Here is a 24,750-nt window from a genome sequence, read left to right as displayed (position 1 = left end):
GGCCTCTGGACACCTACTGCTTTGCAGAAGCGGGTCTAGAGTGAAGGCTTAGTATTTGTCCGGTTAATCGGTAACGCCCCAACACGATGAGAAGCAGCATGGAATGCGCGCACAATCAGGCAGGAGACGGCCGCTCAGTCCTCTTGATCGTTGATGACTACCCTGAAAACCTGGTCAGCATGCGCGCGTTGCTGCAACGCCAGGACTGGCAGGTGGTGACCGCCACATCGGGCTTCGAAGCCTTGAGCCTGCTGCTGGAGCATGAAGTCGACCTGGTGTTGCTGGACGTGCAGATGCCCGGCATGGACGGGTTTGAAGTCGCGCGCCTGATGCGCGGCAGCCAGCGTACCCGCCTGACCCCGATTATCTTCCTCACCGCCAACGAGCAGTCCCAGGATGCCGTGATCAAGGGCTATGCCAGTGGCGCGGTGGACTACCTGTTCAAACCCTTCGACCCGCAAATCCTCAAGCCCAAGGTCCAGGCCCTGCTGGAGCACCAGCGCAATCGCCGGGCCTTGCAGCGCCTGACCCAGGACCTGGAAGCCGCCCGGGCCTTCAACGCCTCGGTGCTGGAGAATGCCGCCGAGGGCATCCTGGTCGTCGGCGAGGGCGGCTTGGTGCGCTTCGCCAATCCGGCCATCTCGCGCCTGCTCAACGCCACGGTGCAAGAGCTTTGCGGGGCGCCGTTCATCGACTTCCTACAAAAGCCGCACATTGCGCGGTGGGACGATTGCGAGATCGTTGCCGGTTATCGCCGTGGCGAGACCTGGCGCGCCCACGATGCGATTTTGCGCACCGCTCCTGGCCAGCAGGTGCCGGTCGCCTTGTCCTGTGCACCGTTGCCCGCCGAGCAGAAGGCGATGGTGGTGACCGTGCTGGATATGTCGGTGGTGCGCCACCTGCACCAGCAACTGGAGTTCCAGGCCGTCACCGACCCCCTGACCGGGTTGCTGAACCGCCGAGGTTTCTATCAGGCCGCGGAAAACCTGCTGGTGCGCGGCGAGCGTAGCGCCAGGACGTGGGTGTTGTTGTACCTGGACCTGGATGGTTTCAAGCGGGTCAACGACTCCCTGGGCCACGATGCGGGCGATCGGGTGTTGCGCTGGGTGTCCGAACAGTTGAAGGCCAGCTTGCGCCCGTTCGATGTCCTGGCGCGCATGGGCGGCGATGAGTTCACCGCGCTGCTGGACCTGGAGTTCCCGGAGCAGGCGGCGAAGATTGCAGAGAAACTCATCGAACGGGTGTCGATCTGCCAGCAGATCGAAGGCCTGGACATGGCATTGGGCGCCAGCATTGGCATCGCCACCTTTCCCGACTGCGGCGCCAACCTCGACGGTTTGCTGCGTGCCGCCGACATCGCGATGTACGAGGCCAAGCGCGCCGGGCGCCAGCAGTATCGGTTCTATGACCACGACATGAATGGTCGGGCACGCTCGCGGTTGATGCTCGAAGAAAGCGTGCGCACGGCCATTGAGCACAAGGACTTCAACCTGGTCTATCAACCCCAGGTGTCGATCAGCGACGGCCGGGTGCGCGGTTTTGAGGCCTTGCTGCGCTGGCAGCACCCCAGTGTTGGCGATGTGCCGCCGGGGCTGTTCCTGCCGCTGTTGGAAGAGGCGCGGCTGATCAGCCGCCTGGGCAGTTGGATCTACCATCGCAGTGCCAAGCAGCGAAAGGCCTGGGAAACCCTGTTCGCCGAGGACCTGGTGGTGTGCATCAGCCTGAGCGCCACCCAGTTCGGCCTGCCCAACCTGGCCACTGAATTGCGCAAGGCCCTGGAGCGTCATCAGCTGCTGCCCGGGCAACTGGAAGTGGAGATCACCGAAGAGGCGCTGACCCAGAATGTCCAGGAGTCGCACAAGCAACTGCGCCTGCTGCATCACCTCGGGGTGCGGGTGGCGCTCGATGACTTTGGCGCCGGGCCCTGTGCCCTGGCCCATTTGCGCGACCTGGACCTGGACACGCTCAAGCTTGATCGCCACCTGATCGCCCGGGTCCTGCACTCACCCCGGGATGAGGCATTGGCGCGCAGCGTCATCGCGTTGTGCAAGCAATTCGGCATCCTGGTGATTGCCGAAGGCGTGGAAACACTCGAGCAGTACCTGTGGCTGCAAGCCAATGGCTGTGAGTACGTGCAAGGGTTCCTGGTGGCGCGGCCGTTGATGGCCGAGGATGTCGCGGGCTTTGCGCAGCCGTTCGACTGGAGCGCGTTAAGCGCCTGAATTCGCTACACTGGCGACCTTTCGTCCCGCTTATCAAAGGCCATGACCGCACTCAAGTACCTCCAGGCATACCCCGCCACCTTGCAGGCGCAAGTGCGCCAGATGATCGAGCAGGATCAACTGGGCAACTACCTCAGCCAACGCTACCCGGACAAGCATGCGGTGCAGAGCGACAAGGCGCTGTACAGCTTTGCCCTTGAGCTCAAGCAGGAATACCTGCGCAATGCCCCAGCCATCGACAAAGTGCTGTTCGACAATCGCCTGGACTTGACCCACCGTGCGCTCGGCCTGCACACGGCGATTTCCCGGGTACAAGGCGGCAAGCTCAAGGCCAAGAAAGAGATCCGCATCGCCTCGCTGTTCAAGGACGCCGCGCCGCAGTTCCTGCGGATGATCGTGGTGCATGAACTGGCGCACTTCAAAGAGTCCGACCACAACAAGGCGTTCTACAAGCTGTGCGAACACATGCTGCCCGGCTATCACCAACTGGAATTCGACTTGCGGGTGTACCTCACCTGGCGCGATCTCCAGGGCAAGCAGTGACCTTCAAGCGTTATCAACCGGGAGCAGGGCAATGGACGTCAGCAAGACCAAGAGCAGTTTCTATCGCCGCCTGTACGTGGCCTACCTGATCGACAGTGGGCTGGCCAGCAGCGTGCCGGCGCTCACCGAACTCACCGGCATGCCCCGGCGCACCGCCCAGGACACCATCGCGGCGCTGGCGGACCTGGATGTGGTCTGCGAGTTCGAACAAGAAGACGGCGCCCGCAACCATGCCGGGCGCTATCGGATCCTGAGCTGGGGCGCGATCGATCCGCGCTGGATCGAACAGCACCTGCGCCAGATCAAGGCGGTGCTGGGGTATCCCTGAGCGTTGTGGTGATTGGGCTGGTGCCATCGCGAGCAGGCTCGCTCCCACAAGGGAACGCGGTCGACTGTGGGAGCGAGCCTGCTCGCGAAGCGGCCCTCAAGCCCGGCGCATACCAATGTGGGGAATGTCGTCTTCCAGGTATTGTTCGCCCACCACGACAAACCCATAGCGGGCGTAGTAACCCTGCAAGTGGGCCTGAGCCGAGAGGAAGATCGGCACGTCGGGCCAATACTTCTGCGCTTTCTCCAGCGCTTCGCCTAGCAACGCATGCCCCAAGCCCTGGCCACGTGCCTCGGGGGCGATGAGTACCCGACCGATCACCACGTCGTTGCCGTTCAACAGTGGATCGAGCAACCTCAGGTACGCCACCAACTGGTCACCGTCCCAGCCCATCAGGTGGCAAGTGTCGCCTTCCATGTCCTGGCCATCGATGTCTTGATAGACGCAATTCTGTTCAACGACGAACACCTGCGAGCGCAGGCGCAAAATCGCGTAGAGCTGTTCCTTGCCCAGTTCACTGTGGTGTTTGCAGACCCAATCGACTGTCATTTTCCAATTCCATTAGAAAGCCTGCTCGGGATACTAAGCGTCCTGCGTCACGTTGTCTCGGTTACCTGAAAATCTGTGATAAAGGCCAAAATGCCATCATTCATTTCGGTTGCGCTTGTCATCTTTGTGTAAGGTGGATTCGGGCGTTTGCAGTGGCGTCGATGAGCTACTGTTAAAGCCCGGGTTTAGGGTCGCCCAAGGGTACGCGGGTTATCGTGTTCGGCTGGACCTACCGCTGGGCTGCTGGCCCACTAAGGATTGTTTGGCATGCTGCGATGGCATCGAGCGTTGGCGTTGATCGGATGGCTGGTGCTGAGCCAGGGTGCCGCCGCGCAAACGTTGCGGCTGGTGGCCGATGCCTGGCCGCCGTTCACCGATGCCACGTTGGTCAATGGCGGCCTGGCGACCGATATCGTCAGCACCGCGCTGGCCCGGGCAGGCTATGCCAGTGAGTTCGAACAGGTGCCGTGGGCGCGGGCCTTGATGGGCGTGGGCGATGGGCGCTACGACGTGCTGGTCAACGCCTGGTACAACGAGGACCGCACCCGGCTGGGGCAGTTCTCCACCGAGTACCTGCTCAACCGCATTCGCTTTATCAAGCGCAAAGATACCCACATCGAATACAACGACCTGCAGCAGTTGCACAGCTATCCGATTGCCGTGGTGCGGGACTACGCCTATTCGCCGGCGTTCGACGCCGATCCGGCGATGCAGAAGGTGTTGGTGCACAACTTTGCCATGGCGGTGCGCATGCTCGCCGCCGACCGGGTCAAGCTGACGCTGGAAGACGAGTATGTCGCCCGCTACTACCTGGCGCGCGAGTCACCCAGGGTGCGCAACGCCGTGGAGTTCCTGCCCAAGCCCTTGAGCGAAAACAGCCTGCATATCCTGGTCAGCCTGAAGAACCCCGATCACGCGAAGATCGTGGCCGGATTCGACCGGGAAATTGCCGAGATGAAGGCCGATGGCAGCTATGACCGGTTGCTCAGGCAGCATGGGATGTAAGGGGGGCGGTGTGTGGGGTGTGGGTGAGGGCCGCTTCGCGAGCAGGCTCGCTCCCACAGGGTTACACACAACTCTGTGGGAGCGAGCCTGCTCGCGAAGCGGTCACCTCAATCCTGGCTCGTGTCCTTGATCAGATGCGCCGCCAGTGTCCTGAGCGGCCCCAACTGCCGGCAGATCAGCCCCAACTGCGTCTGTACCAGGCGCTGGCCTTCGTCGATTTCATCGGGCATCTGCTCCAGCTCTGCCGCCAGGGCTTCCTCGGTGTCGCTCTGAATCGCAATCGGTTGCTTGCTCGCCAGGCCCTGGGCGATTTCGTCGAGGCTGGCGGCGAGGCTGACGCCCGCGCCTTCGATCAACTGTTCGCGGACCTCGTCCGGCAGCGGCATGTCACGGTGCGCGCCCAGGCCTGACAGGTAACTCAGTAGCGTGTGGGACAGCACCAGGAACCGAAACCCGACGTCGGCTTCCTTACGGAAGTGCCCTGGCTCCATGAGCATGTTGGCCAGGGTGGTCGACAGCGCCGCGTCGGCGTTGTGCGCGTTGCGCCGGGCCAGTCGGTAGGCCAGGTCGTCGCTCTTGCCGGCGGCGTACTGCTGCATGATTTGGCGCAGGTAGATGCTGTTGCAGGTCAGGGTATTGGCCAGCACCTTGTTCAGCTTGCGGCCCTGCCAGTCGGGCAGGAACAGGAACACCGCCAGGCCGGCGATCAGGCTGCCCAGCAAAGTATCGAACAACCGGGGCAGGAACAGCCCGTAGCCATCCCCCACCTGATTGAAGCAGAACAACACCATCAGGGTGATCGCCGCCGTGGCCAGGGTGTAGCGGGTGGTGCGGTTGATAAAGAACACCACCCCGGCGGCGATGGCGAAGCACGATTGCACCAGCGGGTTGGGGAACAGGTCGAACAGCGCCCAGGCCACCGTCAGGCCAATCGCCGTGCCGATAATCCGCTGGCCGAGCTTGCGCCGTGTGGCGCCGTAGTTCGGTTGGCAGACGAAGAGCGTGGTGAGGATGATCCAGTAGCCTTGCGAAGGATGGATCAAATGCACCATGGCGTAGCCGATGGTCAGCGCCAGGGGCAAGCGCAGGGCATGGCGGAACAACAACGAGGTCGGCGTCAGTTGGGTGCGCAGGCGGGTCCAGACGTCCTTGAGGTTGCGCGGCGAACGGTCCAGCAGGCTGCTGTCGGTGGCGTCGGCCAGGGCGTCGGGGTTGCTCGCGTCGCTGAGCAGGCGGTCGAGGGTGCCGAGGTTGGCCGCCAGCGCCCGCAGCGAGCGCAGCAGGCCGCGCCAGGCCGGATTGCTCTGGATGCGCAAGTATTCGAGGGAGGCGTCCAGGTCGCTCAGGGCCTGGGCAAAGCTGGCGTCGTAGACGAAGGGCTGGCGCATCTGGATCGACTCGGCCAGCGCCCGGCAGGCCTTGCCTTGCTGGCGCAGCAGGCGCTGGCAGCGGAACAGCACGTCACTGTGAAAGAACGCGTCGGTCAGGGCGTTGTACGGGTAGTGCGAGGAGCTGGCGCGCTCGTGGATGTCCTGGGCCAGGAAGTACAGCTTGAGGTAGCGACTGACTTTCGACCCCGGCCGGCCATTGCCGACGCGGTGCAGGATGATTTCCTTGGCGGCATTGAGCGCCGCCACCACCCGGCCGTTCTGCTGGGCCAGCTCCAGGCGCCGGGCCTCGACGTCCATCTGGCGGACCGGTTCGAACAGCGCCGACTTGAGCTTGAGGTACAGCCCCAATTCACGGAACAGCCGCGCCAGGCTCTGTTGCACCGGCTGGTTGGAAAACAACGCCTGCCACACCACCGAGAGCAAGCCATACCAGGCGGCGCCGGCGACCAGCAGCACCGGCTCGTGCCAGAAATCGGTGACCGCACCGCCGCGCTGGTCGACGCCGATCATGGTGTACACCGACAGGATCAAGGTGGCGGAGGCAATCGCGCCATAGCGCTCGCCCAAGGCCCCGAGCATGGTCAGGCCAAAGCTGGCGAAGGCCAGGGCGAACACGAAGATGTAGGGGTAGGGGAACAGCAGTTCGACGGAGAAGGCGGCCACGCTGAAGCACACCAGGGTCACGGCCAGCGCATTGAGGCGGCCTTGCCAGCTGTCGTCGGTCTCGGCCAGGGCACTGGCGATAATCCCCAGGAACAGCGGGATCAGCAGGCCCATTTCATCCTGATACCAACACAGCGCCATGCTGCCGGTCAGCGCGATGAACACCCGCACGCTGTAGCTGAACTTATCCAGCGCCCAAAGGCGTCGCAGGGATTGCTTGAATGGAGTCGATGACATGAAGTGCGAAGGCCTTCCAGGGCGATGCCGCTAAATTGAGCCAGTAATGACGTCGACGCAATGGGGCCGAGCACATCGGGGGGCAAAATCTGTTCCGCAACGTCGTCATCGACCGACTGTGGGAGCGGGCTTGCTCGCGAAAGCGGTGTGTCAGCCACTCACCCTGTTGACTGACCGATTGCCTTCGCGGGCAAGCCCTAATGCCAGTCAGTTAAGCGAAACCCGCGTGGGAGCGAGCCTGCTCGCGATAGCAGTAGGTCAGTCAACGGAGATGTTGGCTGTGTTGCCGTCTTCGCGAGCAGGCTCGCTCCCACAGGGTTTTGTGTGTATTGCTCAGGCGTACTGCGCCGCCGCGTAGCCCGAGGCCCATGCCCACTGGAAGTTGAAGCCGCCCAGGTGGCCGGTGACGTCCAGCACTTCACCGATGAAGTACAGCCCCGGACTCTTCAGCGACTCCATGGTCTTGGACGACACTTCGTGGGTGTCGACGCCGCCCAGGGTCACTTCGGCGGTGCGATAGCCCTCGGTACCGGCCGGGACCAGCTGCCAGCTCGCCAGCCGGTCGGCGATCTCGGCGATCTCGGCGTGGGTGTACTGCTTCATCGGCTTGGAGACGAACCAGTTGTCGGCCAGCAGGTTGGCCATCTTTTTGGTGAAGACCTCACCCAGCAGGGTCTTGAGCTCGCTGTTCGGGCGTTCGGCTTGTTGCTGTTGCAGCCAGGCTGCGACGTCGTGGTCGGGCATCAGGTTGATCTCGACCGTGTCCCCCGACTGCCAGAACGAGGAGATCTGCAGGATCGCCGGGCCGCTGAGGCCGCGGTGGGTGAACAGGATGTTCTCGCGAAAGCTCTGCTCGTTGCAGCTCACCAGGCAATCGACCGAGGTGCCGGACAGCTCGCCGCACAGCTCCTTGAGTTGGTCGGTGATGGTGAACGGCACCAGGCCGGCGCGGGTCGGCAGCAGCGTATGGCCGAACTGCTTGGCCACCTGATAGCCGAAGCCGGTGGCGCCCAGGGTCGGGATCGACAGGCCGCCGGTGGCGATCACCAGCGATTCGCACGTCAACTGGCCGAGGGTGGTGTCCAGCAGGTAGCCGCTTTCGAGCTTCTCGATGGTCTGGATCGAGGTGTCCAGGTGCAGGCCGACGCCGGCTTGCTGGCACTCGCTGAGCAGCAGCTCAAGGATGTCGCTGGACTTGTTATCGCAGAACAGTTGGCCGAGCTTCTTCTCGTGGTACGGCACGCCGTGCTTGGCCACCAGGCCAATGAAGTCCCACTGGGTGTAGCGCGCCAGCGCGGACTTGCAGAAGTGCGCGTTCTGCGAGAGAAAATTGCTCGGTTCCGTGTACATGTTGGTGAAATTGCAGCGTCCGCCGCCCGACATGAGGATTTTCTTGCCGGCCTTGTTGGCGTGGTCCAGCAACAGCACCTTGCGCCCGCGCCCGGCGGCGGTCAGCGCACACATCAACCCGGCGGCGCCAGCGCCAATGATCACGACTTCGGTAGAGCGCAAAACGGTGTCCTCATGAATGTCACTACAAAACGAACGGTGGGAGCGAGCCTGCTCGCGAAGGCGGTGTATCAGTCACCCTCAAGGGTGGCTGACAGGTTGCATTCGCGAGCAGGCTCGCTCCCACAGGGGATCTTCGTAGGGGCGAAGGGTTCTTACAGAACCCGCACCCGCAATGTCCGGCCTTTGATCTTGCCTTCGCTCAAGCGCTGTGCGGCCTGCTTGGCCACGCTGCGGTCGACGGCCACGTAGGCCTGGAAGTCGAAGATCGCGATCTTGCCGACCTGGGCACCTGGCACGCCGGCGTCGCCGGTCAGGGCGCCGAGGATGTCGCCGGGGCGAACCTTGTCCTTGCGACCCGCGCCGATCACCAGGGTGCTCATGGCCGGCAGCAACGGGCCACCGCCCTGGGAGGTCAGGTTGTGCAGGTGATCCCAGATCAACGGGGTCTTTTGCAGGTGCTCGATGGCCTGGGCGCGCTGGGCTTCGGGCGGTGCGACCAGGCTGATCGCCAGGCCTTTCTCACCGGCACGACCGGTACGGCCGACGCGGTGGATGTGGATCTCCGAGTCACGGGCCAGCTCGACGTTGATCACCATGTCCAGGGCATCGATGTCCAGGCCACGGGCCGCGACGTCGGTGGCCACCAGCACCGAGGTGCTGCGGTTGGCGAACATCGCCAGGACCTGGTCGCGGTCACGCTGTTCCAGGTCACCGTGCAGGCCGACGGCCGAAATGCCTTTGGCGCTCAGGTGGTCGACGGTTTCCTGTACTTGCTGCTTGGTGTAGCAGAACGCCACGGTGGACGCCGGGCGGTAGTGCGCCAGGACCTTGGTCACGGCGTCCATGCGCTCTTCTGGGGAGATCTCGAAGAAGCGCTGCTCGATCTGGCTGTCGTCGTGGAACGCCTCGGCCTTCACCTGCTGCGGGTTGCGCATGAACTTGGCCGCCAACTGCTTGATGCTCGACGGGTAAGTGGCGGAGAACAGCAGGGTCTGGCGACGCTCCGGGGTCTGCGCGATGATTTCTTCGATCGAATCGTAGAAACCCATGTCGAGCATGCGGTCGGCTTCGTCGAGGATCAGGGTGTTCAGGCCGTGAAGGATCAGCGAGCCCTTGCGCAGGTGCTGCTGGATACGCCCCGGGGTGCCGACGATGATGTGCGCGCCGTGCTCCAGCGAGCCGATCTGCGGGCCGAACGCCACGCCGCCACACAGGGTCAGGACCTTGATGTTGTCTTCGGCACGGGCCAGGCGACGGATTTCCTTGGCGACCTGGTCGGCCAGCTCGCGCGTCGGGCAGATCACCAGCGCCTGGCAACCGAAGAAGCGCGGGTTGATCGGGTTCAGCAGGCCGATGCCAAAGGCGGCGGTCTTGCCGCTGCCGGTCTTGGCCTGGGCGATCAGGTCCATCCCCTTGAGGATCACCGGCAAGCTTTGCGCCTGGATCGGCGTCATCTGGGCATAACCGAGGGAGTCGAGGTTAGCCAGCATGGCGGCGGACAGCGGCAAAGTATTAAAAGCGGTGGCGATGGTGGTCACGGGACTGGCCTGCAAAACAAAATGTCGCGCAGTGTACCAGCCCCGCGCCATCAACCTGCAAATTCTGGACGAGGGGCAGTGGCCAAGGGGTCAATGCTCGATGTGCTCCTCCACGGGTTTGACCCGCACGCCGTCCTTGGGCGAGAGCTGCAGGAAGATTGCCGCGGCCAGCATCGCCATGATCCCCACGGTGACGAACGTCAGTTGGAAGGCGCCGAGGACGGTCTCCACGCCATCGTTGCCGACCTCGGCGGTGAAGCCACCGAGCAGCGCACCGGCACAGGCCACGCCCAGGCTCAGGGACAACTGCGCGACCACCGACAGCAGGCTGTTGCCGCTGCTGGCGCTGGCGTCGTCGAGGTCGATCAGGGTCACGGTGTTCATTGCCGTGAACTGCAAGGAGTTGATCGCCCCGAGGACCGCCAGCAACCCCAGCAGCAGCCAGTACGGCGTCTGCTCGCTGACCAGGCCCATGCTCGCCAGCATGATCCCCAGCGCCAGGGTGTTGCCGGTCAGGACGGTGCGGTAGCCCAGGCGTTCGATCAACGGCCGGGCGATCCACTTGGCGAGCATCGCCGCCGCCGCCAGCGGCAACATGCTCATCCCGGCTTCGGCCGGTGAGTAGCCCAGCGCCACCTGCAGCAGCAACGGCACCAGGAACGGCAGGGCGCCACTGCCCAGGCGCGCAAACAGGTTGCCGAGGATGCCCACGGCAAAGGTCCGGGTCTTGAACAGCGACGGGGCGAACAGCGGGTTATCGATATGCCCGGCCCGCAGCCAGTACGCCGCCAGGCAGGCCATGCCGCCAAACAGTAACAGCATCACCCGCAGGTGCGGCAAGTGCAGTTCGCCCAGGCCTTCCATGGCAATGGTGATCAGGATCATCGCCGCGCCAAACAGCACGAAGCCCAGGCCATCGAAGCGTGTACGCTCGCTGCCGCGCAGGTCGGGGATGAACTTCCATACCGCGTAGCAGCCGATCAGCCCCACCGGCAGGTTGATCAGGAAGATCCAGTGCCAGGTCAGGTATTGCACCATCCAGCCGCCCATCGTCGGCCCGAGCAGCGGGCCGAGCAGGCCGGGGATGGTGATAAAGCCCATGATCCGCACCAGTTCCGAACGCGGGTAGGCGCGCAGCACCACCAGCCGCCCCACTGGCAGCATCAGCGCGCCGCCCAGGCCCTGGATCACCCGGGCGCCGATCAACTGGGTCAAGGTGCTCGACATCGCACACAGCAACGAGCCGAAGCTGAACAGCAGGATCGCGCTGAAGAAGATGTTCTTGGTGCCAAAGCGGTCGGCAATCCAGCCCGAGGCCGGAATCAGCAACGCCACGGTGAGCATGTAGGCAATGATCACGCCCTGCATGCGCAACGGGTTTTCGGCCAGGTCGCCGGCCATGGCGGGCAGGGCGGTATTGAGGATGGTTCCGTCCAGGGACTGCATGAAAAACGCAATCGCGACCACCCACGGGATCCAGCGGGCGGTGACAGCGTCTAGAACCGGGCGGTTGGGCATAGGACCTCGAGTCAGTGTGTTAATGCCGGGCCATCGTGGGTTGCACTACCTGTGGGAGCGGGCTTGCTCGCGAAAGCGGTGGGTCAGTCGACATCCGTGTTGAATGTCAGTGCGCCTTCGCGAGCAAGCCCGCTCCCACAGGGTGTAGAGGTGCTTTCTACAGGGTCAAGGTCAACCGCTTGACCAACGCCCCCGGCAACCACGCCGACGCGGTGGCGCGCTGGTTGTAGGTGCTGGCGGACAGGATCAGTTCCCGCTCCCGGGTCAGGGCCTCCAGCTGCGAACCGAGCAAGCTGTAGGCGCTGTCATCGAAACGCATGGTGCTCACCGGCGCCTGGATCTCACCGTTCTCGACCCAGAACGTGGCGAAGCGGGTCAGGCCAGTCAGGCGGGCGGCGGGTTGGTCAGAGTAGTTCAAGTACCACAGGTTACTGATGTACAGGCCAGTGCCCAACTGCTTGAGCACTTCGGCCTCGGGCAGATCGCCGGCGGCCATGTTCAGCGCGTTGGGCGACTCGCCGCCGTCCGCGCCGTTGGCGGTCAGGCCGTATTCGGCGGCGCTGCGCGAGCTGACCAGTTGCGCGCCTGCCCGGCCGGCCACGATCAGGGCCAGGTCGCTGCGCGGGTAGCCTTCGCCGGAGAACGCCGGGCTCAGGGAACCGCTGACCTGTTCATCCAGCGACAGCAGCGGGCTGAACGCGCTGTCGCCGGCGAAGAGCCTTTGCAGCGGACTGCTTTTGCTGGCGATCGACTGCGCCGAGAAACCGCCCCAACTGAGCAGGCCGACAATCTCGTCCATCGCGGCCGGTGCCAGGTAGGCGCGGTAGTGCCCCGGCGCCAGGGTCAGGAGCGGACGCCCCAGGTGCTCAAGCTGCTGGCGGGCCTGTTCGAAGCGCTTGGCGAAGTCTGCGCTGCTCCACTGGTGCCCGGCGTAGCTGGCTTTTACCGCCTGGCCGTTGGCGTGGAACAGGCTGAAATCGAAGTTGAAGCTGTTGGCCTGATGCCAGCCAAAGGCCCCGGACGAGCTGGCAAAGCCCCGGCTGATGGGGCCAGCCGCATAGAAGCCCACCAGGTCCAGGCCCTCGGCGGCGCGGGTGATTTCGGCCACGGCCTGGGCGGTGTCGGGCAGGGGATGGTCCTGCAGGTTCTTGCTCTGCCAGCCGTTGTGATTGAGCAACAAGTACGGGTCCGGCGCCAGCAGGGGCAGGGTCTCGCGCAACTGTGCCAGGCCCTCGGCCACGCGCTGGCGGTCGACCCCGGGGTCGCCGGCCAGAGTAATGTGCAGGTCCGCGTGGCGCCCGTCATGGATCAACTTCAGGCCGATGCTCGCCTGCTGCACTTCGCCGGCCTGGCGCACCTTGGCGTGGTTGAAGCGCACGAAGGCCGAGGTCTCGGCCGCGTAGCTCGCGGTGAACTGCTCGGGCGCGCGCAGGGCTGCGCGCAGCTCGCCCACCAGGGCCTTGAATTGCTCGACCTGACTCAATGCTGTCGTCATCAGGCGTCTCCCCCAAACACGTCAATGTTGCTGAACACGCAGGCCGGCGATGCATGGCCGACGCGGATCACCTGGTTGGGCTCGCCCTTGCCGCAGTTGGGCGTGCCCAGCACCTTGAAGGTGCCGGCGTCGCCCACCGCGCTGAGGTTGCGCCAGAACTGGGCGCTGATGCCCCGGTAGTTGGGATTCTTGACCACGCCCTTGAGCGCGCCGTTTTCGATCAACTGGCCCCATTCGCAGCCGAACTGGAACTTGTTGCGCGCATCGTCGATGGACCATGAACGGTTGGTCGACATCAGCACGCCGTGCTCGATACCGCCAATCAACTGGTCGAGGGACTGATCCCCCGGTTCGATGTTGAGGTTGGCCATGCGGTCGATGGGCGGACGGTTCCAGCCGCAGGCGCGGCTGTTGGCCACGCCGCTCATGCCTGCGCGAAACTGCGACAGGGCGCCGCCCAACGGACGTACCAGCAAGCCCTGGCGGATCAGGAACTGCTTGCTCGCGGGCGTGCCGTCGTCGTCATGGCCGTAGCTGGCCAGTTCTTCGGGGATGTCCGGGTCGAAGGTCACGTTGAGCAGCTCGGAGCCGTATTGCAGGTGGCCGAAGTCTGCGGCTTTGACGAAGCTGGTGCCGGCGTAGTTGCGCTCGTCACCGAGGATACGGTCCAGCTCCAGCGGGTGGCCGATGGATTCGTGGATCTGCAGCATCATCTGGTCGGGCATCAGCAGCAGGTCGCGCACCCCGTTGGGGGTGTTGGGCGCCAGCAGCAGTTGCAGGGCCTGGTCGGCGACGGTCGGGGCGGCGCCGATCAAGCCGCAGCGGCTGATCACATCGCCGCTGCCCTGCTGGCCGAAGTTCTCGCGGCCCAGGCTGCGGGTCTGGCTGTCGTGGCCGTCATAGGCGGTGACGTCCAGCCCCGGGTAGACAAAACGCTGGGCCTGGCGCAGTTCGGCGCCGGCACTGTTGAGGTAGATCTGTTCGACGTGGGCCAGGCCCAGGCTGACTTCCCAGCTCACTAGGCGCTCGTCCTTGGGCACGGCGGCCGATTCGGCGCCGAGCAGCTCAAGGCATTCGCTGAGGGAGGGGAAGGGCTGTTGCAGGTTCGGTGACAGGTAGTCGGCACGGTCGCTGGACACCGGTTGCTGGCGCAGGTCGAGCAAGGCGTGGGCGGCGAGGAAACGGGCCTGTTGCTCGGCGCGGTCGAGGGCCGCCTGCAGGCCGCTGGGCGACAGGTCGTTGGTCGCGGCATAGGCTTCGACGCCGTTGACCCGGGCGGTCAGCATCGCCCCTTCGTCACGGCTCAGGCGCGGCGGCTCGGCGACATTCTTGCGCACCGACAGGAACTGGCCCGAGTCACGCACATAACGTAGGGAAAAGAATTCGGCGCCGGTGCGCAGCGCGGCGAAGCGCTGTTTGAGCTGGGGGTGGAAATCGAACATGCGGGCCTCCTGGTGAGTGGCGGTGACCGTGAGGGGCTCTTCGCGGGCAAGCCTCGCTACTACAGTGATTGTGGGAGCGAGCCTGCTCGCGAAGCTTCTGGCGATTAAACCGGGCAACCCTTGGCCCGCAGGATGGCATCGAAGCGATCCGGGTCCAGGGTGCCGGCTTCGATGGCGGCCAGTGTTGCCTGTTCGCGGGCCAGCAGGTCGTGGCAGCGCACCAGCAACTCCGGCAGTTCGGCGCGGGCCGCGGCGACCACGCCGTCACCGTCGCCAATCATCAGGTCGCCCGGGGCCACCAGCATACCGGCGCAGGAGATCGGCACGTTGATCTCACCGCCGCCATCGGTGCTCGGGCCACGGTGCACGCCGCCGATGGCGTAGGCCGGCAGTTCGCCGGTCTGCCACTCATCGAGGTCGCGCAGGGCGCCGTTGATCACCACGCCGACGATCCCGGCCTTGAGGGCCATGGCGCGCATGATGCCGCCGAACACCGCACGGGTCAGGTCGGCGCTGCCGTCGATCACCAGTACATCGCCGGGACGGGCCATTTGCATGGCCTTGAGGATCATCAGGTTGTCGCCGGGGCGCACGCGTACGGTCAGCGCGCTGCCGAGCATCGGCGCGTTGCCGTGGAAGGCTTTCAAGCCCAGGCCACCGACGTTGCGGCCCAGGCAGTCACTGACGGCGGCGGCCGGGATCTGGCTGAATGCTTGAAGCCATTTTGGATCGAGGGGTTCTACGTTGGGATTGATCAGGTAGCCGGTGGGCCATTTGCTCGAAGACACGACATCAAACATGAGTAAGCCTCGTGGCCAGCCTGGTGGCTGCTTGTCGGTGGGGGCGGAGGTGAAACGGTTGCGCGGGCTCTAGAGTAGGCCGGTGCAGGGTGTGGGAGCAAGGGTTGGGGAGGTATAGGAAAGGGTGCCATGGCGGGAGAAGTGTGTCGTGTGGTCGGGCGCTTTCGCGAGCAGGCTCGCTCCCACCTGTGTTCCTTGGTGCTCACAACATCTGTGTTCACCGCTGAACCACTGTGGGAGCGAGCCTGCTCGCGAAGGCCGCACCTCGGTGTAACGGTTACTGCGCGCTCGGCCCCACTGCACGCAGCGGCTTGCCCCGCACCGGCGCATCGCCGGCCACGTAGTACGTGGCCTGGCTGCGTGGCAGCGGCTGGCGGCCGCGGATCTTGTCGGCGATTTTCTCGGCGATCATGATCGTCGGCGCGTTCAGGTTGCCGGTGGTGATCAGCGGCATGATCGACGCATCGACCACGCGCAGGCCCTGCATGCCGTGGACGCGACCCTGGCCATCGACCACGGCCATGTCATCGGTGCCCATCTTGCACGAGCAGGACGGGTGGAACGCGGTTTCGGCGTGCTCGCGGATGAACGTGTCCAGTTGCGCGTCGGTCTGCACCTCGATGCCCGGGCTCAGTTCGCGACCACGGAAGGCGTCCAGGGCCGGCTGCTGCATGATTTCACGGGTCAGGCGGATGCCGTCGCGGAACTCCTGCCAGTCCTGCTCGCTGGCCATGTAGTTGAACAGGATGCTCGGGTGTTGGCGCGGGTCCTTGGATTTGACCTGGATCCGCCCACGGCTGGGCGACCGCATGGAGCCCATGTGCGCCTGGAAACCGTGCTCTTTCACCCCGTTGCTACCGTTGTAGTTAATTGCCACCGGCAGGAAGTGATACTGGATGTTCGGCCACTCGAAGTCCGGGCGGGTGCGGATGAACCCACCGGCCTCGAACTGGTTGCTGGCGCCGATCCCGGTGCCGTTGAACAGCCACTGCGCACCAATCGCCGGCTGGTTGTACCAGAGCAGCGACGGATACAGCGAGACCGGCTGGGTGCACGCGTATTGCAGGTACAGCTCCAGGTGGTCCTGCAGGTTCTCACCGACGCCCGGCAGGTCGTGAACCACCGGGATGTCCAGGCTTTGCAGGAGTTTGGCCGGGCCCACGCCGGAGCGTTGCAGCAGTTGCGGCGAGGCAATGGCGCCGCTGCACACCAGCACTTCCTTGCGCGCGCGGGCTTCGACGCGTTCCTCGGCGCTGCCCACCAGGTAACGCACGCCCACGGCGCGCTTGCCCTCGAACAGGACCTTCTCGGTCAGGGCGTGGGTGACGATGCTCAGGGTCGAACGCTGCTTGGCGGTGTCCAGGTAACCGCGCGCGGTGCTGGCGCGACGGCCCTTGGGCGTGACGGTACGGTCCATCGGGCCGAAGCCTTCTTGCTGGTAGCCGTTCAAGTCGGAGGTACGCGGGTAACCGGCTTGCACGCCGGCTTCCACCATGGCGTGGAACAACGGGTTGTTGCCGGCCTTGGGCGTGGTCACGCTGATCGGGCCTGCGCCGCCGTGGTAGTCGTTCGGGCCGATGTCACGGGTTTCCGCTTTGCGGAAATACGGCAGGCAGTCCAGGTAGCTCCAGTCTTCCAGGCCGGGCAACTTGGCCCAGCCGTCGTAGTCCATGGCGTTGCCACGGATGTAGCACATGCCGTTGATCAGCGAAGAGCCACCCAGGCCCTTGCCGCGACCGCATTCCATCCGGCGTCCGTCCATGTGCGGCTCTGGATCGGTTTCATAGGCCCAGTTGTAGCGACGGCCTTGCAGCGGATACGCCAGGGCGGCCGGCATTTGCGTGCGGAAGTCGAAGCGGTAGTCCGGGCCACCGGCTTCGAGCAGCAGGACGGTGACGCCGGCGTCTTCGGTCAGACGGGTCGCCAGGGTGTTACCGGCCGAGCCGGCACCCACAATGATGTAGTCGTATTCTTGGGACATTGAATGCACCCTCTTTGATGGTGGTCAGGTCGGGCCAAGGTGAGTGCGCTGCACTCGGTTCGCGAGCAGGCTCGCTCCCACAGGAATCACATTGCTCTGGTGGGAGCGAGCCTGCTCGCGAAGACGGCCTCACGGGCAATACACAACTCGGGGTTAGAACACCGAGACGTAGTCGCCCAGCTCGACCTGTACCGATTTGATGCGGGTGAAGTTGTTCAGCGAGCTGATGCCGTTTTCACGGCCCACCCCCGATTGCTTGTAGCCGCCGACCGGCATCTTGGCGTCGGACTCGCCCCAGGCGTTGATCCAGCAGATCCCGGCTTCCAGTTGATGGATCACCCGGTGGGCGCGGTTCAGGTCGCGGGTCACGACGCCCGCGGCCAGGCCGAAGTCGGTGTCGTTGGCGCGGCGGATCACTTCTTCTTCGGTTTCATAGGTGAGGATGCTCATCACCGGGCCAAAGATTTCTTCACGCACGATGGTCATGTCGTCGGTGCAGTCGGTGAACACCGTCGGTGCCACGAACGCGCCCTTGGCGAATTCACCGTCCATCATCCGCTCGCCGCCGCACAGCACGCGAGCGCCCTCGGCCTTGCCCTTGGCGATGTAGCCCAGCACGCTTTCCATGTGGGCGAAGCTGACCAGCGGGCCGAAGTTGGTGTGCTCGTCTTCTGGGTTGCCGACGCGGATACGGGCCACGCGCTCGGCGATCTTGGCTTCGAACGCCGCTTGCAGGTGCTTGGGCACGAACACGCGGGTGCCATTGGTGCAGACCTGGCCGGAGCTGTAGAAGTTGGCCATCATCGCGGTGTCGGCGGCGCGGTCGAGGTCGGCGTCGTCGAAGATGATCAGCGGCGACTTGCCGCCCAGTTCCATGGTCACGTCCTTGAGGGACGACGCCGAAGCGCTGGCCATGACCTTCTTGCCGGTGTCGGTGCCGCCGGTGAAGGAGATTTTTTCGATCCTTGGGTGCTCGGTCAGCCAGGTCCCGACTTCACGGCCGCTGCCGGTCAAGACGTTGAACACGCCGTCCGGCAGGCCGGCCGCGGTGTAGATCTCGGCCAGCTTCAAGGTCGTCAGGGAGGTGACTTCGCTGGGCTTGAAGATCATCGCGTTGCCGGCCGCCAGGGCCGGGGCGGATTTCCACAGGGCGATCTGGATCGGGTAGTTCCACGCGCCGATCCCGGCGACCACGCCCAGCGGCTCGCGGCGGGTGTAGACGAACGAGGTGCTGCGCAGCGGGATCTGCTCACCTTCGATGGCGGGCACCAGGCCGGCGTAGTATTCCAGCACGTCGGCGCCGGTGACGATGTCGACGTACTTGGTTTCGGAGAACGACTTGCCGGTGTCCAGGGTTTCCAGGGCGGCCAGTTCATCGTTGCGCTCGCGCAGGATGTCGACGGCACGGCGCAGGATGCGCGAACGCTCCATGGCGGTCATCGCGGCCCAGATCTTCTGGCCCTTTTCGGCGCTGACCACGGCCCGCTCGACGTCTGCCTGGGTGGCGCGCTGCACGTTAGCGAGCACTTCACCGTTGGCCGGGTTGATGGCTTCGAAGATGGCATCGCCACCCGCGTCGGTGTAGCCGCCATCGATGTAGAGTTTTTGCAGTTCGAAACGGGCCATGAAGTCCTCGCAAGTGCATTAAGTAATGGGCGTTGGCCGCTGGGGTGGGGGCCATCAGGGACGTGGCAGCACCGGTCAGCGACCGTCCAGGTGTGCGCTAACTCACCTGCTTGGCCAGCTGAAAGTCCATGTATTCGTAAGCGATCTGTTGCGCCTGCTCGGTGTCGAAAGCGTCTCCGGACAGCGCGCCGCGCAGCCACAAACCGTCGATCAGCGCCGCCAGTCCGCGGGCCGCGTTGCGTGCCTGATCCAGTGGCAGCACGCGGCGGAACTCGCAGCACAGGTTGGAATACAGGCGGTGATCGTTGATCCGCTGCAACCGGTGCAAAGACGGTTGGTGCATGCTGGTGGCCCAGAAGGCCAGCCAGGTTTTCATCGCCGGGCCATTGACCTGGCTGGCGTCGAAGTTGCCTTCGATGATCACCTGCAGATGGGCCCGTGGGCTGTCATCGCTCAGTGCCTGGCGGCGCGTGGTGACGTTCTCGCTGAGGACGTTCATCAGGTAGCGCATCGTGGCGGCAATCAGGCCGTTCTTGTCCTGAAAGTAATGACTGATGATGCCATTCGAGACCCCGGCCAGACGGGCGATCAGCGCAATGCTGGCGTCCCCCATTCCGACCTGATCGACAGCCTGCAAGGTGGCTTCGATCAACTGCTGACGGCGGATGGGTTGCATACCGACCTTGGGCATCTTGCACATCTCCTTGGGCCTTCCAGCAGCCGACAGGCAGCTACTGGTATGAGGGCCAGTCTATTTTGTTTTTATTGAACGTTCAATCAATAAAAAATCGTGCTCTGAAAAGTCGTCGCCACCTATGGGTTTTTTCCTCTGCATAAACGGCGACAAACCGACCTCCGAAACAGCTCGAAACCCAGGCGCCACGGCGCTCCTGGGGGTTCTGGCTGTTTTCGGGGGGCCTTTATATCACCCGTCGGTCGGCTGCGTGTGGTTCCTGGTCCCGGACGCCCGGTCGGGGGCGATCAAGCGCCGCAGGTCCCACATTGGGCTTGTGGTGCTTTCGCGGCGGGGCGTTCATCCCAGGTTCTTGCCCAGCAACGCGTGATACAGCTCGCTGTCGCCCAGGATCCCGACCACGTGCTGGTTGTCGTGCAGCACCAGCTTGTTGCCGGTCTGGTAGCGGATCTGCAACGCATCGCGCATGCCGATGTTCGAGTCCACCAGGGTCGGCCGCCGCTCCAACGCTTCCACGGCTTGGCCCGGGGCCCAGTTCTGCAGGTCCAGGCTGGCGCCATTCTGCCGGGCGCCCTTGATGGTGTTGCCCTCGGCCAGGTCCAGCCACGAGTCGCCGCCCGGGTCCAGGCACACCGAACCGTTGATGCGCTTGCAGTTGTCCAGGGTGCGCATCAGGCTGCGCCCGCACAGCACGTTCAGTGGGTTGGTGTGGGCGACGAAGGTGCGCACGTAGTCGTCGGCCGGGTTGAGGACGATCTGTTCCGGCTTGCTGTACTGGATGATCCGCCCATCTTTCATGATGGCGATACGGCTCCCCAGTTTCAGCGCTTCATCGAGGTCGTGGCTGACGAACACGATGGTCTTGTTCAGCTTGCGTTGCAGCTCCAGCAACTCGTCTTGCAGGCCCTGGCGGATCAGCGGGTCGAGGGCCGAGAAGGGTTCGTCCATCAGCAGGATGTCGGCGTCCATCGCCAGCGCCCGGGCCAGGCCGACTCGCTGCTGCATGCCGCCGGACAGCTCATCGGGCTTCTTGTTGCGCCATTGGGTCAGGCCCACCAGCTCCAGCTTCTCGTCCACCAGCTTGCGCCGTTCCTTCTCGGGACGGCCCTGCATCTCCAGGCCGAAGCTGATGTTCTCGCGCACCGTCAGCCAGGGCATCAGGGCGAACTTCTGGAACACCATGGCGATGCGCTGGGTGCGCATCATCTTCAGCTCGGCGGGGGTGCAGGTGGCGATGTCGATCTGCCGGCCTTCATGCTCGACGAACAGCTTGCCCCGGCTCACCGTGTTCAAACCGTTGATGCAACGCAGCAGGCTGGACTTGCCCGAGCCGGACAGGCCCATCAGCACGCAGATTTCACCTTTCTCGATGTCCAGGCTGGCGTTCTCGACGCCGACGATCTGCCCGGTCTTCTTCAGGATCTCGTTGCGGGTCATGCCCTGGTCCAGCAGCTTGAGCGCCTCGCGCGGGTCCTTGGAAAAGATCACGTCGACGTTTTCGAATCGAATGATGCTCATGCGTCACCCCCTACTTTGGCGTCGGGTTGTTTGCAGATGCGGTCGAGCATGATGGCCAGCAACACAATCGCCAGGCCGGCTTCGAAGCCCAGGGCGATGTCGGCGGTGTTGAGTGCGTTGACCACCGGCTTGCCCAGGCCATCGGCGCCGACCAGCGCGGCGATCACCACCATCGACAGCGACAGCATGATGCACTGGGTGATCCCCGCCGCGATGCTCGGCATGGCGTGGGGCAGTTCAATGCGCGACAGCAACTGCTGGCGCGAGCAGCCGAAGGCCTTGCCGGCGTCCAGCAGTTCCTGGGGGACGTCGCGGATGCCCAGGTAGGTCAGGCGGATGGGCGCGGCAATCGCGAACACCACCGTGGAGATCAGCCCCGGGACAACACCCAGACCGAATAGGGTCAGGGTCGGAATGAGGTACACGAACGTCGGTACGGTCTGCATCAGATCGAGCACCGGACGCATCATGGTGTAGAACAGCGGTTTGTGCGCGGCGAGGATGCCCAACGGCACGCCGATGACCACGCAGACCAGGGTGGCGAACAACACCTGGGCGAGGGTTTCCATGGTTTCCTGCCAGTACCCCAGGTTGAGGATCAGCAGGAAGGAAGCAATGACGAAGACGGTCAGCCCCCACTTTCGTTGGATAAAGTGAGCCAGCAGTGCGATCAGGCCGATCAAGACGAAGGGGTTGAACCAGGTCAGCGCGAACGTCACGCCATGGATCATCGTTTCCAGGGTGAGCGCGATGGCGTCGAAGGTACTGGCGCCGTGTTGCGTCAGCCATTCGACGAAACCGGCGATGTACTGGCCTAAAGGGATTTTCTGATCAATCAGCATGGTAGTGAACGTCCGCATGCAAGGAAATTAACAGCCCGGGCGAGCAAGCCCGCCCGGCATCAACGACTTTCTACTTCGCGAGACTGGCTTTCACGGCGTCCAGGCCTGGTTTGCCATCAATGGTGGTAACGCCGGCGAGCCAGGTATCGAGCACCTGTGGATTGTTCTTCAACCAGGCCTTGGCGGCCGCTTCGGGCTTCATTTTGTCGTCCAGCACGTTGCCCATCAGGGTGCTTTCCATGTTCAGGGTGAACACCAGGTTTTTCAGCAGTTGGCCGACGTTGCTGCATTCCTCGGAATAGCCCTTGCGGGTGTTGGTGTAGATGGTCGCCTTGCCGTAGTCGGGGCCGAAGGAGTCGTCACCGCCGGTGAGGTATTTCATCTTGAAGCGGGTGTTCATCGGGTGCGGTTCCCAGCCCAGGAACACCACGGCCTGGTCACGCTTCTCGGCGCGGGCCACTTGCGACAGCATCCCCGCTTCGCTGGATTCGACCACCTTGAAGCCGGCGTCCTTCAAGCCGAAGGCGTTTTTGTCGATCAGGGTCTGGATCGTGCGGTTGCCGTCGTTGCCCGGCTCGATGCCGTAGATCTTGCCGTCCAGTTCCTTCTTGAACTTGACGATGTCGGCGAAGTCTTTCAGGCCTTTGTTGTACAGCGCTTCGGGCACCGCCAGGGTGTACTTGGCGTTCTCCAGGTTGGCGCGCACGGTTTCCACGGTGCCGGCATCACGGTACGGCTTGATGTCGTTTTCCATGGTCGGCATCCAGTTGCCGAGGAAGATGTCCATGTTCTTGCCGTCGGCCAGGGACTTATAGGTCACGGGCACGGAGATCATGGTGGTCTTGGTCTTGTAGCCCAGGGCGTCGAGGATGACGCTGGTGGTGGCGGTCGTCACGGTGATGTCGGTCCAGCCAACATCGGAGAAGTTAACGGTGTGGCATTGTGCGGGCTCTGCGGCTTGAGCCAGCAGCGGCAGACTCAAGGTTGCGGCCAACAATAACAACGACGGGGAACCTTTCACGTTCATGGGTGGACTCCTTGGTGTTTTTTTGGCGGTGTTCCGACCGGACAGCCGCGCTTATAGGTGTTGCGGTGAATGGGCGTATGGGGACAGCTCTACCCCGGCGCTTCGCAATCGAGTCGTAACCGATCATGTACCAGTGAAAATCTGACGCCTACAGGGTGGGTCGTATCCAGTACAGGGAGGGTCGCATCCAGTGCCGGCGAGGTCGCTTACAGCTTTTTTCGGAGCTTTTTCGCCTTCTGCTCCGTAAAAAATGGCGCTGGATGTGTCGTCTGCGGCCTGCGACGTTGATGGGCATGGGTGCGTCGGTGTGAGACGTCGAGTGAGCGGGCAAAAGCCTGATGATGCGGCCATCTCCCAGGTTCGCTGCTTGAGCGTAGCAGGTGCTTCAACGCCTGCTTCGCGGCCTGGAATTCGCTCAAGAGGGGTTTCGCACGTCATGGCTATCAGCGTTTTCGACCTGTTCAAAATCGGCATCGGCCCTTCCAGTTCGCACACGGTGGGGCCGATGCGCGCGGCGGCGCTGTTCGTCGAGGCGTTGCGTGACAAACGCCTGCTGGAACAGGTGCGACGGGTCGAGGTGCAACTGTTCGGTTCGTTGTCGGCCACCGGCATCGGCCACGGCAGCGACAACGCGGTGATCATGGGCCTGATGGGGGAATGGCCGGATGCAATCGACCCCTCGTTGATCGGCCTGCGCATCGACACCCTGCGCGGCACCGACACCCTGCTGCTCGACGGTCGACTGCCGGTGCCCTTTGTCTGGGCGCGGGACATGCGCCTGATCGACGAGAACCTGGTGTTCCACCCCAACGCGATGACGCTGGTGGTGTTCGATGACCACGGCGAGCTGCACCGCGACACCTACTATTCGGTCGGCGGCGGGTTTGTCGTCGACCAGGCCCAGGCGTCAAGCGGCGTGGTGGACCTGGACCGCACGGTGTTGCCTTATGAGTTTTCCAGTGCCGAGCAACTGCTGGAACTGTGCCAGACGCATCACCTGCGGGTGGCGGAGTTGATGCTGGCCAACGAGAAGGCCTGGCGCTCGGAAGACGACATCCGCAGTGGCTTGATGACGCTCTGGCGGGCGATGCAGGACTGTGTCGAGCAGGGCCTCAAGCACGAAGGCATCCTGCCCGGTGGTCTCAATGTGCGCCGTCGTGCCGCCCGGTTGCACCGCAGCCTGGTCGAACTGGGCAAGCCCAATGTGATCGGCTCGACCCTGAGTGCGATGGAGTGGGTCAACCTGTTCGCCCTGGCGGTCAACGAAGAAAACGCTGCCGGCGGGCGCATGGTCACGGCCCCGACCAATGGCGCGGCGGGGATCATTCCGGCGGTGTTGCACTACTTCATGAAGTTCAGCGAGGTGGTGACCGAGGCCAACGTGGTCGACTACTTCCTGAGTGCGGCGGCGGTGGGCATCCTGTGCAAGAAGAACGCTTCGATCTCCGGGGCCGAAGTGGGCTGCCAGGGCGAGGTCGGCTCGGCGTGCGCGATGGCGGCGGCGGGGTTGGCGGAGATCCTCGGGGCCACCCCCGAGCAGCTGTGCAACGCCGCCGAGATTGGCCTGGAACACAACCTCGGCCTGACCTGCGACCCGGTGGGTGGGCTGGTGCAAGTGCCGTGTATCGAGCGCAATGCGATTGCGGCGGTGAAAGCGATTAACGCGGCGCAAATGGCCTTGCGCGGTGATGGCCAGCATTTTATTTCGCTGGACCGGGTGATCCGCACCATGCGTGATACGGGGGCGGATATGCATGACAAGTACAAAGAGACGTCGCGTGGTGGCTTGGCGGTGAGTGCGGTTGAGTGCTGAGGCCGG

The 24,750-nt window shown here is 63.9% G+C and carries 19 protein-coding genes; 5 read left to right on the top strand and 14 right to left on the bottom strand.

Features of this window, described 5'->3' with window-relative positions; translation table 11 throughout:
* Positions 1-98: 98 nt before the first annotated feature.
* The 3 genes from BMW74_RS10230 to BMW74_RS10220 are packed head-to-tail and all read left to right on the top strand — an operon-like array spanning position 99 to position 3,093.
* Positions 99-2,222: a putative bifunctional diguanylate cyclase/phosphodiesterase gene (locus BMW74_RS10230; RefSeq protein ID WP_093418003.1), complete on the top strand. Its 2,124-nt coding sequence runs from the start codon at positions 99-101 to the stop codon at positions 2,220-2,222.
* A 42-nt stretch (positions 2,223-2,264) separates the two neighbouring features.
* The gene (locus BMW74_RS10225) at positions 2,265-2,765 is read left to right on the top strand and encodes a YgjP-like metallopeptidase domain-containing protein (protein ID WP_093417998.1); all 501 of its coding nucleotides are present in this window, start codon (positions 2,265-2,267) and stop codon (positions 2,763-2,765) included.
* A 31-nt stretch (positions 2,766-2,796) separates the two neighbouring features.
* Positions 2,797-3,093, top strand: a complete 297-nt coding sequence (locus BMW74_RS10220) for a winged helix-turn-helix domain-containing protein (protein WP_093417994.1) — start codon at positions 2,797-2,799, stop codon at positions 3,091-3,093.
* Positions 3,094-3,189: 96 nt separating this feature from the next.
* Here BMW74_RS10220 and BMW74_RS10215 read toward each other — a convergent pair whose 3' ends face one another.
* The gene (locus BMW74_RS10215; protein ID WP_093417990.1) at positions 3,190-3,642 is read right to left on the bottom strand and encodes a GNAT family N-acetyltransferase; all 453 of its coding nucleotides are present in this window, start codon (positions 3,640-3,642) and stop codon (positions 3,190-3,192) included.
* A gap of 267 nt (positions 3,643-3,909) precedes the next feature.
* On the opposite strand from BMW74_RS10215, the gene BMW74_RS10210 reads away from it, so the two are divergent.
* Positions 3,910-4,647 carry a substrate-binding periplasmic protein gene (locus BMW74_RS10210; protein ID WP_093417987.1) on the top strand — a complete coding sequence of 246 codons (738 nt, stop codon included), beginning with the start codon at positions 3,910-3,912 and terminating at the stop codon, positions 4,645-4,647.
* 107 nt (positions 4,648-4,754) lie between these two features.
* Here BMW74_RS10210 and yccS read toward each other — a convergent pair whose 3' ends face one another.
* The 13 genes from yccS to BMW74_RS10145 all read right to left on the bottom strand — a co-directional run bounded on the left by yccS (position 4,755) and on the right by BMW74_RS10145 (position 22,925).
* The gene (gene yccS / locus BMW74_RS10205) at positions 4,755-6,938 is read right to left on the bottom strand and encodes a YccS family putative transporter (protein ID WP_093417984.1); all 2,184 of its coding nucleotides are present in this window, start codon (positions 6,936-6,938) and stop codon (positions 4,755-4,757) included.
* Between the two features lie 333 nt (positions 6,939-7,271).
* Positions 7,272-8,450, bottom strand: a complete 1,179-nt coding sequence (locus BMW74_RS10200) for a BaiN/RdsA family NAD(P)/FAD-dependent oxidoreductase (RefSeq protein WP_093417981.1) — start codon at positions 8,448-8,450, stop codon at positions 7,272-7,274.
* Positions 8,451-8,602: 152 nt separating this feature from the next.
* Positions 8,603-9,940: an ATP-dependent RNA helicase DbpA gene (dbpA, locus tag BMW74_RS10195; RefSeq protein ID WP_371911747.1), complete on the bottom strand. Its 1,338-nt coding sequence runs from the start codon at positions 9,938-9,940 to the stop codon at positions 8,603-8,605.
* Positions 9,941-10,078: 138 nt separating this feature from the next.
* Positions 10,079-11,506 carry a multidrug transporter subunit MdtD gene (gene mdtD / locus BMW74_RS10190; RefSeq protein ID WP_093417978.1) on the bottom strand — a complete coding sequence of 476 codons (1,428 nt, stop codon included), beginning with the start codon at positions 11,504-11,506 and terminating at the stop codon, positions 10,079-10,081.
* A 157-nt stretch (positions 11,507-11,663) separates the two neighbouring features.
* Positions 11,664-13,001 carry a TldD/PmbA family protein gene (locus BMW74_RS10185; RefSeq protein WP_093417974.1) on the bottom strand — a complete coding sequence of 446 codons (1,338 nt, stop codon included), beginning with the start codon at positions 12,999-13,001 and terminating at the stop codon, positions 11,664-11,666.
* On the bottom strand, positions 13,001-14,443 hold the full coding sequence (locus BMW74_RS10180) for a TldD/PmbA family protein (RefSeq protein ID WP_093417970.1): 1,443 nt from the start codon (positions 14,441-14,443) through the stop codon (positions 13,001-13,003). Before BMW74_RS10180 ends, BMW74_RS10185 begins: the two co-directional genes overlap by 1 nt.
* Before the next feature lie 104 nt (positions 14,444-14,547).
* Complete coding sequence (locus BMW74_RS10175; RefSeq protein ID WP_093417967.1) at positions 14,548-15,243, bottom strand: RraA family protein; 696 nt, start codon at positions 15,241-15,243, stop codon at positions 14,548-14,550.
* 277 nt (positions 15,244-15,520) lie between these two features.
* A complete protein-coding gene (betA, locus tag BMW74_RS10170; protein WP_093417964.1) occupies positions 15,521-17,224 on the bottom strand; it encodes a choline dehydrogenase in 1,704 nt (567 codons plus the stop codon).
* Between the two features lie 153 nt (positions 17,225-17,377).
* Positions 17,378-18,850, bottom strand: coding sequence for a betaine-aldehyde dehydrogenase (gene betB / locus BMW74_RS10165; protein WP_093417961.1), 1,473 nt, complete (start codon positions 18,848-18,850; stop codon positions 17,378-17,380).
* 97 nt (positions 18,851-18,947) lie between these two features.
* A complete protein-coding gene (gene betI, locus BMW74_RS10160) occupies positions 18,948-19,541 on the bottom strand; it encodes a transcriptional regulator BetI (protein WP_093417958.1) in 594 nt (197 codons plus the stop codon).
* A gap of 342 nt (positions 19,542-19,883) precedes the next feature.
* On the bottom strand, positions 19,884-21,062 hold the full coding sequence (gene choV / locus BMW74_RS10155) for a choline ABC transporter ATP-binding protein (protein ID WP_093417955.1): 1,179 nt from the start codon (positions 21,060-21,062) through the stop codon (positions 19,884-19,886).
* Entirely contained in the window at positions 21,059-21,904 is an 846-nt protein-coding gene (gene choW / locus BMW74_RS10150; protein ID WP_093417952.1) for a choline ABC transporter permease subunit, read from the bottom strand. Before choW ends, choV begins: the two co-directional genes overlap by 4 nt.
* Positions 21,905-21,974: 70 nt before the next feature.
* Positions 21,975-22,925: a choline ABC transporter substrate-binding protein gene (locus tag BMW74_RS10145; protein WP_093418508.1), complete on the bottom strand. Its 951-nt coding sequence runs from the start codon at positions 22,923-22,925 to the stop codon at positions 21,975-21,977.
* Positions 22,926-23,367: 442 nt separating this feature from the next.
* Here BMW74_RS10145 and BMW74_RS10140 point away from each other — a divergent pair, with 442 nt between their 5' ends.
* Positions 23,368-24,744, top strand: a complete 1,377-nt coding sequence (locus BMW74_RS10140; protein ID WP_093417949.1) for an L-serine ammonia-lyase — start codon at positions 23,368-23,370, stop codon at positions 24,742-24,744.
* Positions 24,745-24,750 lie beyond the last annotated feature (6 nt).

Origin of the sequence: Pseudomonas sp. ok272 (genome assembly GCF_900109995.1) — a bacterium.
Classification (GTDB): Bacteria; Pseudomonadota; Gammaproteobacteria; order Pseudomonadales; family Pseudomonadaceae; genus Aquipseudomonas.
Note: the sequence above shows the minus strand (reverse complement) of the source record. Positions and strands in the feature narration are given on the sequence as shown.